Below are 7910 nucleotides of genomic sequence, written 5' to 3'. Positions count from 1 at the left end.
GCCAAGCAGGCGCACCCGGAGGCGCTGGTGTTCTTCCGCATGGGCGACTTCTTCGAGCTGTTCTTCGACGACGCGCAGCGCGCCGGGGAGGCGCTGGGCCTGGCCGTCTCCCACCGCGGCGAGCATCGCGGCCAGCCGATCCCGATGGCCGGGGTGCCGGTGCACGCGCTGGAGAACTACCTGGCGCGGCTGATCCGGCATGGCTTCCGCGTCGCCATCTGCGAGCAGCGGGAGACGCCGGAGCAGGCCAAGGCCCGCAAGGCACCGACCATAAGGCGCGAGGTGGTCCGCCTCGTCACCCCCGGCACGCTGACCGAGGAGGCGCTGCTGGAGGGCGGCCGCGCCGCCTGGCTGCTGGCGCTGGCGCGCGAGGAGGGGGAGCTGGCCGCTGCCTGGGCCGACCTCTCCACCGGCGCCTTCGCCTGCGAGGCGCTGCCCGTGGCGGAACTCCCCGCCCTGCTGGCGCGGCTCGACCCGGCCGAGATCGTGCTGCCCGAGGATCTCGACGCGCTGCCCGCCCTGGCCGCCTGGGCCGAACGCCTCAGCCACCGCCCGGCGGCGCGCGACCCGGCGCGGCAGGTGGCGGCGTTCTACGGCGTGGCGGCGCTGGAGGGCTTCGGGAGTTTCGGCCATGCCGAGCTGGCCGCCTGCGCGCTGGTGCTGGACTATCTCCGCGCCACCCAGGGCGAGGCGGCGCCGCGCCTGCGCCCGCCGGAGCCGCAGGGCGGGCGCGAGGTGCTGCGGATGGACGCCGCCACCCGCCGCAGCCTGGAGATCCTGAAGAGCGAGCGCGGCGAGACGCGCAACTGCCTGGCCGCGGCGGTGGACCGCACCCTGACCGCCCCCGGCTGCCGCGAGCTGGCCGCGCGCCTCGCCGCGCCGCTGACCGACGCCGCCGCCATCGGCGCGCGGCACGACGCCGTGGCCGCCCTGCTGGCCGACACGCCGCTGCGCGCGACGCTGCGCGGCGCCCTGCGCGGCGCGCCGGACATGGCGCGCGCCCTGGCCCGGCTGGCGCTGGACCGCTTCGCCCCGCGCGACCTCGCCGCGCTGCGCGATGGCCTCGCCCGCGCCGAGGCCATGGCCGACGCGCTGGAGCGGCCCGGCATCCCCGCGCTGCTGGCGGCGGCGCGCGCGGCGCTCCGCCCGGAGGGCTCGCCCCGCGCCGAGCTGGCCCGCGCCCTCTGCCCCGAGCTGCCCGCCCGGCTGGAGGACGGCAACATCGTCGCCCCCGGCTATGATGGCGAGCTGGACGCGCTGAAGCGGCTGCGCGACGACGCGCGCGGCGCCATCGCCGCCATGCAGATGCGGCTGGCGCAGGATTGGGGCGTGGCCAGCCTGAAGATCCGCCACCACCAGCAATTCGGCTTCCTGGCCGAGATGCCCGCCGCCGCCGGCGAGAAGCTGCTGCGCGACCCGCCCGCCGCGCTGCGCGAAGGCCCCTATGCGCCGATGCACCGGCAGACCATGGCCAATGCCCACCGCTTCACCTGCGCCGCGCTGGCCGAGCTGGACCGGAAGCTCTCGGCCGCCGGCGAGCAGGCGGCGCGGCGCGAGGCGGCGGTGGTGCGGCACCTGCGCGCCCTCTGCCTGGAGGCCGCCCGCCCGATCGACGCCGCCGCCGCCGCCCTGGCCGAGATCGACATCCATGCCGGCGCCGCCGAGCTGGCGGCGGGCGGCGCCTGGTGCCGGCCCGAGCTGGTGGAGCGGCCCGAATTCCGCATCCGCCAGGGCCGCCACCCGGTGGTGGAGGCGGCGCTGGCCCGGCAGCGCGGGAGCAGCGCCTTCGTGCCGAACGATGCCGACCTCTCCCCCGGCCGCCGCCTCTGCCTGCTGACGGGGCCGAACATGGCCGGCAAGTCCACCTTCCTGCGGCAGAACGCGCTGATGGTGGTGCTGGCCCAGGCCGGGCTGTTCGTGCCGGCCGAATCCGCCCGCCTCGGGCTGGTGGACCGGCTGTTCTCCCGCGTCGGCGCCGCCGACGACATCGCCGGCGGCCGCTCCACCTTCATGGTGGAGATGACCGAGACGGCGGCCATCCTGAACCAGGCGACATCCCGCTCCCTCGTGGTGCTGGACGAGGTGGGGCGCGGCACCGCCACCTGGGACGGGCTCGCCATCGCCTGGAGCGTGCTGGAGGCGCTGCACGACCGCATCCGCTGCCGCGCCGTCTTCGCCACGCATTTCCACGAACTGACGGCGCTCGCCCCGAAGCTGCCCGAGTTGCAGCTCGCCACCATGCAGGTGCGCGAGCACCGCGGCGAGGTGGTGTTCCAGCACCTCGTTGGGCCCGGCGCCGCCGAGAAATCCTGGGGGCTGCACGTGGCGCGGCTGGCCGGGGTGCCGCGTGCCGTGGTGGCGCGCGCCGGCGCCGTGCTGGCGGCGCTGGAGGCGCGGGCCGCCGGGCTGGAGCCGCTGGCCGAGGAGATGCCGCTCTTCGGCCAGGTGGCGGAGCGCGATACCGCCCCGCCCGCCCCCGCTTCCCCTGCCGGGGTGTCGGAGGGCCCGCTGCACGCGGCGCTGGCGGAGATCGACCCCGATGCCCTCACTCCGCGCGCGGCGCTGGAAGCGCTCTACCGGCTGAAGCAGATGGCTGCCGCCCTGCCAGGGTAGGGCGGCATCCAAGGCGGCAACATTGCGGGAAAATTTGCTGCGAAGCGGCAAAGTCGCCACCCTGCGCGCTCACGAAGCTGTTGCGGGAACGCCGGGCGCGATAACATGCTTCAAATGAGAAGCTTCGGCGCCCTGCCAGACGCGTTTGCCGCCCCCTCCGGCTCCTCCGCCGGAAAGCCGCGGCCGTTGCCCGATATCGTTCTCGACCTGATCCCCCGCCCCGGCGAGCCGGTGACGCGGGAGGCGGCGCTGCTGCTGCTGCGGCGGCAGCTCGGGCGCATCCAGTCGCGCGTGCAGGAGGCGTTCGAGGCGCACGCCCTCTCCGGCCTCACCGCCGCGCGGATGCTGGGCGAGCTGACGGACGGGCTGATCTACGCCATCCACGCCTACACCCTGGCCCAGGTGGCGCCCGAGCAGGGGGAGCCCGGCGCCAACCCCTTCGCCGCCACCACCGAGCCGCCCTTCGTGCTGGCCGCCACCGGCGGCTACGGGCGCGGCGTGCTGGGGCCGTATTCCGACATCGACCTGCTGTTCCTGTCCGACCGGCCGCTCGGGCCGCGCGGGCGGCGGGCGGTGGAGTTCATGCTCTACCTGCTGTGGGACCTCGGGCTGAAGGTGGGCCACGCCACCCGCAGCATCCATGAGTGCCTGGAGGATGCGCGGGCCGACGCCACCATCCAGACCGCCCTGCTCGACGGCCGCTTCCTGGCCGGCGACGCGGCGGTGTTCGCCCACTTCGAGGAGGCTTTCGCCCAGGCCCGGCAGGATTGGGGCATCGGCCAGTTCCTCGCCGCCAAGCGGGCCGAGCGCACCGCCCGCCACAAGCGCTATGGCGACAGCCCCTACCTGGTGGAGCCGCACCTGAAGGAAGGGCGCGGGGGCCTGCGCGACATCCAGACCATGTACTGGCTGGCCCGCTACGCCTTCGGCGTGAAGCGGATGCCGGAGCTGGTGGGCGCCGACAGCCCCGGCGGCGGCCTGCTGACGGCGCGCGAGGCGCGCGCCTTCAAGCGCGCCTGGGACTTCCTCTGGACGGTGCGCTTCCACCTCCACTACGTCACCGGCCGCGCCGAGGAGCGCCTGACCTTCGACCTGCAGCCCGTCGTCGGCGCCCGCATGGGCTATACGCGGCACGGCAAGCAGGACGGGGTGGAGCGCTTCATGAAGCACCTCTTCCTCACCGCCCGCGACGTGGTGCGCCTCTCCCGCCTGCTGGAGCCGGCGATCGAGCGCGCCTCGCTCGGCCTGCCGGCGGTGAGCAAGCCCTCCGACGCGGCGCTGACCGCCGCGGGCGTCGCGGTGGCCGACGGCAAGCTGCTCTTCGCCCCCGACCGGGTGGTGGAGGAGGAGCCCGCCATCATGCTGCGGCTGGTGCGCGCGGCGCGCGACCGGGGGATGGAGCTGCACCCGCTGGCGCACCGGGCGCTGATCCGCGCCGCCCACCGCGCCCAGGCGCTGCGCGGCGACGCCGAGGCCAACACCCTGTTCCTCGACCTGCTGGCGGGCCGCGATTCGGCGCGCTGGATCCGGGTGCTGAACGAGGTGGGCTTCCTCTCCCGCTTCATCCCCGACTGGGCGCGCATCGTCGGGCTGATGCAGTTCGACACCTACCATGTGTTCACCGTGGAGGAGCACACGATCGAGGCGATCGCCGTGCTCAACCAGCTGGAGCAGGGCGAGCTCGGCGAGGCCGCGCCGGTGGCGAGCGAGCTGGTGGGGCAGGTGCATTCCCGCCGCGCCCTCTATGTGGCGGTGCTGCTGCACGACATCGCCAAGGGCCGCGGCGGCGACCATTCCGAGATCGGCGCCGGGCTGGCGCTGGAGATCTGCCCCCGCCTCGGCCTGACGCCGGAGGAGACGGAGACCGTCTCCTGGCTGGTGCTGAACCACCTCCTCGTCAGCCAGACCGCCTTCAAGCGCGACATCGACGACCCCAAGACCATCCTCGACATCGCCGAGGTGGTGCAGTCGCCCGAGCGGCTGCGGCTGCTGCTGGTGCTGACGGTGGCCGACATGCGCGCGGTGGGCCCCAAGGTGTGGAACGGCTGGAAGGCCACGCTGCTGCGCGAGCTGTACTGGCGCGTGGCGGAGGTGCTGGCCGGCGGCCTCTCCGTGCCGGAGCGGGACGTGCGCGTGGCCCGCGCCAAGCAGGCCGCCGCCGCCATGCTGGAGGACCAGCCGAAGGCGGTGGTGGAGCATTTCCTCGGCCTCGGCTACCCCGGCTACTGGCTCTCCTTCGACCCGGAGAGCCATGCCCGCCACGCCGGCATGATCCGCGAGGCGGAGGCCACCGGCGCGCCGCTCTCCGTCTGCACCCGGGTGCTGGAGGCGCGGGCGGTGACGGAGGTCACGGTCTACTGCTCCGACCATCCCGGGCTGTTCAGCCGCATCGCCGGCGCGCTGGCGGTGGCCGGCGCCACCATCGTCGATGCCCGCATCCACACCATGACCAACGGCATGGCGCTGGACACGCTCTGGGTGCAGGACGCGCAGGGCGGCGCCTTCGACGCCTCGCACAAGCTGGCCCGCCTCTCGGTGCTGATCGAGCAGGCGCTTTCCGGCCGGCTCAACCTGGTGCAGGAGATCCGGAAGGTGCGGCGGGAGCCGGCGCGGCTGCGCGCCGTGCAGGTGCCCGGGCGCGTGGTGATCGACAATTTCGCCAGCAACACCCACACCGTCATCGAGCTGAACGGGCGCGACCGGCCCGGCCTGCTGCACGACGTCACCGCCGCCATCTCCGAGCAGGGGCTGCAGATCGCCTCCGCCCACATCACCACCTACGGCGTGCGGGCGGTGGACGTGTTCTACGTGAAGGACGTGTTCGGGCTGAAGATCGAGAACGAGCGCAAGCTCGCCTCGCTGCGCGCGGCGCTGCTCGCCGCGTTGGGCGGGCCGGGGGACGAGGCGGGGGCGGATTAAGAAGTTCTTTTTCGGAAAAAAGAACCAAAAAACTTTTGTCGGTTGGCGACGCGCCGGCTGATGGCATGGCGCCAGACTGACAAAGTCTTTTTGCTTCTTTTTCTTCAGAAAAAGAAGAATCTTCCTGGGAGAAACATCCGTGCACATCACCTCTCCGGCCTTCAAGGAGAATGCCGCCCGCGCCCTGGGTGATGCGCGGCTGCAGAAGGCGCTCTCGCGCACCGGCTCGCACGCCAAGCGGGCGCGCGCCGTGGCCGCCCTGCCCGAGTTCGAGCGGCTGCGCGACACGGGGCGGGACATCAAGAACCACACCCTGGCCAACCTCGACTTCTACCTGGAGGCCTATGCGGCGCAGGTGGAGGCGGCGGGCGGCCATGTGCACTGGTGCGCCACCGCCGACGAGGCGCGCGCCGCCGTGCTGGAGATCTGCCGCAAGGCGGGCGCCCGCACCGTCACCAAGGGCAAGTCGATGATCTCCGAGGAACTCGGGATCAACGACCACCTGGAGGCGCATGGCATCCGCCCCGTCGAGACCGACCTCGGCGAGTACATCCTGCAGCTGCGGCGGGAGCCGCCCTCCCACATCATCGGCCCCGCCTTCCACCTCAACCGGGAGGACTGGGAGGAGAGCTTCCGCCGCAGCCACACCGACCTGCCGGCGGACCGCGTCTTCCTCGAGCGGCGGGACATCCTGGCCGAGGCCCGCACCCGGCTGCGCGAGGCCTTCCTCGCCGCCGATGTCGGCATCACCGGCGCCAACTTCCTCATCGCCGAGACCGGCTCCTCCGTCATCGTGACGAACGAGGGCAATGGCGACCTGACGCAGACCCTGCCGCGCGTGCATGTGGTGCTGGCCAGCATCGAGAAGGTAGTGCCGACGCTGGAGGACTGCACGAGCCTGCTGCGGCTGCTGGCGCGCTCCGCCACGGGGCAGGAGTTCTCCGTCTACACCACCTTCTCCACCGGCGCCCGCCGCCCGGCCGACCTCGACGGGCCGGAGGAATACCATGTGGTGCTGGTGGACAATGGCCGCTCCGCCATGGTCGGCACCGAGTTCCAGGAGATGCTGCGCTGCATCCGCTGCGCCGCCTGCATGAACCACTGCCCGGTCTATGGCGCCACCGGCGGGCATGCCTATGGCTGGGTCTATCCCGGCCCGATGGGCAGCGTGCTCACCCCCTCGCTGGTCGGCGTGGACAAGGCGGCGCACCTGCCCAACGCCTCCTCCTTCTGCGGCCGGTGCGAGAGCGTCTGCCCGGTGAAGATCCCGCTGCCCAAGATGATGCGCCATTGGCGGGAGCGCGAGTTCGAGCGCCACCTGACCCCCGCCACGCAGCGCCGGGCGCTGGGGCTGTGGGCCTGGTTCGCCCGGCGGCCCGGCGCCTACCGGCTGGCCGCGCGGCTCGGCCTCGGCGCGCTGGGGCTGCTGGCGCGCGGGCGGGGCGCCTTCACTTGGCTGCCCGGTGCCGGCGGCTGGACGAAGGGGCGCGACCTGCCGGCGCCCGAGCCGGGCGGCACCTTCATGGACCGCTACGCCCGCCAGAAGCGGGGGGCCGGCCGGTGAGCCGCGAAGCCATCCTCGGTTCCATCCGCCGCGGCCTCAAGCGCGGCGCGCTGCCGGAGGACCAGCAGGCGATGTTGCGCGGCCGCATGGCCCAGCACCCGCGCCACCTCATCCCCGCCCGTTCCCGCCTGCCGCACCCGGAGCAGGTGGCGCTGTTCATCGCGCGGGTGGAGGCCGAGTTCGGCACGGTGGAGTGGGTGCCCGAGGCCGCGCAGGTGCCGCAGGCGGTGGCCGACTACCTCGCCGGCCAGAACCTGCCGCCGCGCCTCGCCATGGCGCCGCACCCGGCGCTGCTGGCCCTGCCCTGGGCAGCCCTGCCGCTGCTCTCGGTGGAGGCGCGCCGCGCCGAGGCGTCGGACCTGGTGGCGGTGCAGCACGGCTTCGCCGGCATCGCCGAGACGGGCACGCTGATGCTGCCCTCCGCGCCCGAGCGCCCCACCACGCTGAACCTGCTGGCCGAGACGGCCATCGTGGTGCTGCGCAGCGCCGACATCGTCGGCGCCTATGAGGAAGCGTGGGACCGGCTGCGCGCCGGAGGGCCGATGCCGCGCAACGTGATGCTGGTGACCGGCCCCTCGCGCAGCGCCGACATCGAGCAGACGCTGGAGCTGGGCGCGCATGGCCCCCGCCGCCTGCATGTCATCCTGGTGGACGGCTAGGGCCGGCTTCACTAATGGAGGGCGCCGGGTGAAACGCCGGCGCCCCGCCGGGTTTCTGCCAGGGGTTCCAGGGGCCGCATCCCCTGGCCCTTTTCCCTCGATCGCCCATCTAGGACCGCAATGCCCCGCCGTGGCCGAACCCTCACCCCGGAAGA

General features: G+C 73.6%; 4 protein-coding genes. All 4 read left to right on the top strand.

Features of this window, described 5'->3' with window-relative positions:
* The coding region (mutS, locus tag ACZJYS_RS20830; RefSeq protein WP_493180185.1) for a DNA mismatch repair protein MutS at positions 1 to 2613 on the top strand (2613 nt) is incomplete at its 5' end.
* A gap of 114 nt (positions 2614 to 2727) precedes the next feature.
* Complete coding sequence (locus ACZJYS_RS20825) at positions 2728 to 5532, top strand: [protein-PII] uridylyltransferase (protein ID WP_493180186.1); 2805 nt, start codon at positions 2728 to 2730, stop codon at positions 5530 to 5532.
* A gap of 139 nt (positions 5533 to 5671) precedes the next feature.
* Positions 5672 to 7096, top strand: coding sequence for a lactate utilization protein B (locus ACZJYS_RS20820; protein WP_493180184.1), 1425 nt, complete (start codon positions 5672 to 5674; stop codon positions 7094 to 7096).
* The gene (locus ACZJYS_RS20815) at positions 7093 to 7755 is read left to right on the top strand and encodes a LutC/YkgG family protein (RefSeq protein ID WP_493180183.1); all 663 of its coding nucleotides are present in this window, start codon (positions 7093 to 7095) and stop codon (positions 7753 to 7755) included. Before ACZJYS_RS20820 ends, ACZJYS_RS20815 begins: the two co-directional genes overlap by 4 nt.
* Positions 7756 to 7910: the final 155 nt, after the last annotated feature.

Source organism: Roseomonas sp. TS2 (assembly GCF_058833935.1).
The sequence above is the reverse complement of the archived record's forward strand: the minus strand, read 5'-3'. Positions and strand labels throughout refer to the sequence as shown.

What these genes read in the sequence shown, in the direction of transcription:
- ACZJYS_RS20825 (WP_493180186.1), top strand. Translation starts at nt 2,728, where the DNA reads ATGAGAAGCTTCGGCGCCCTGCCAGACGCGTTTGCCGCCCCCTCCGGC.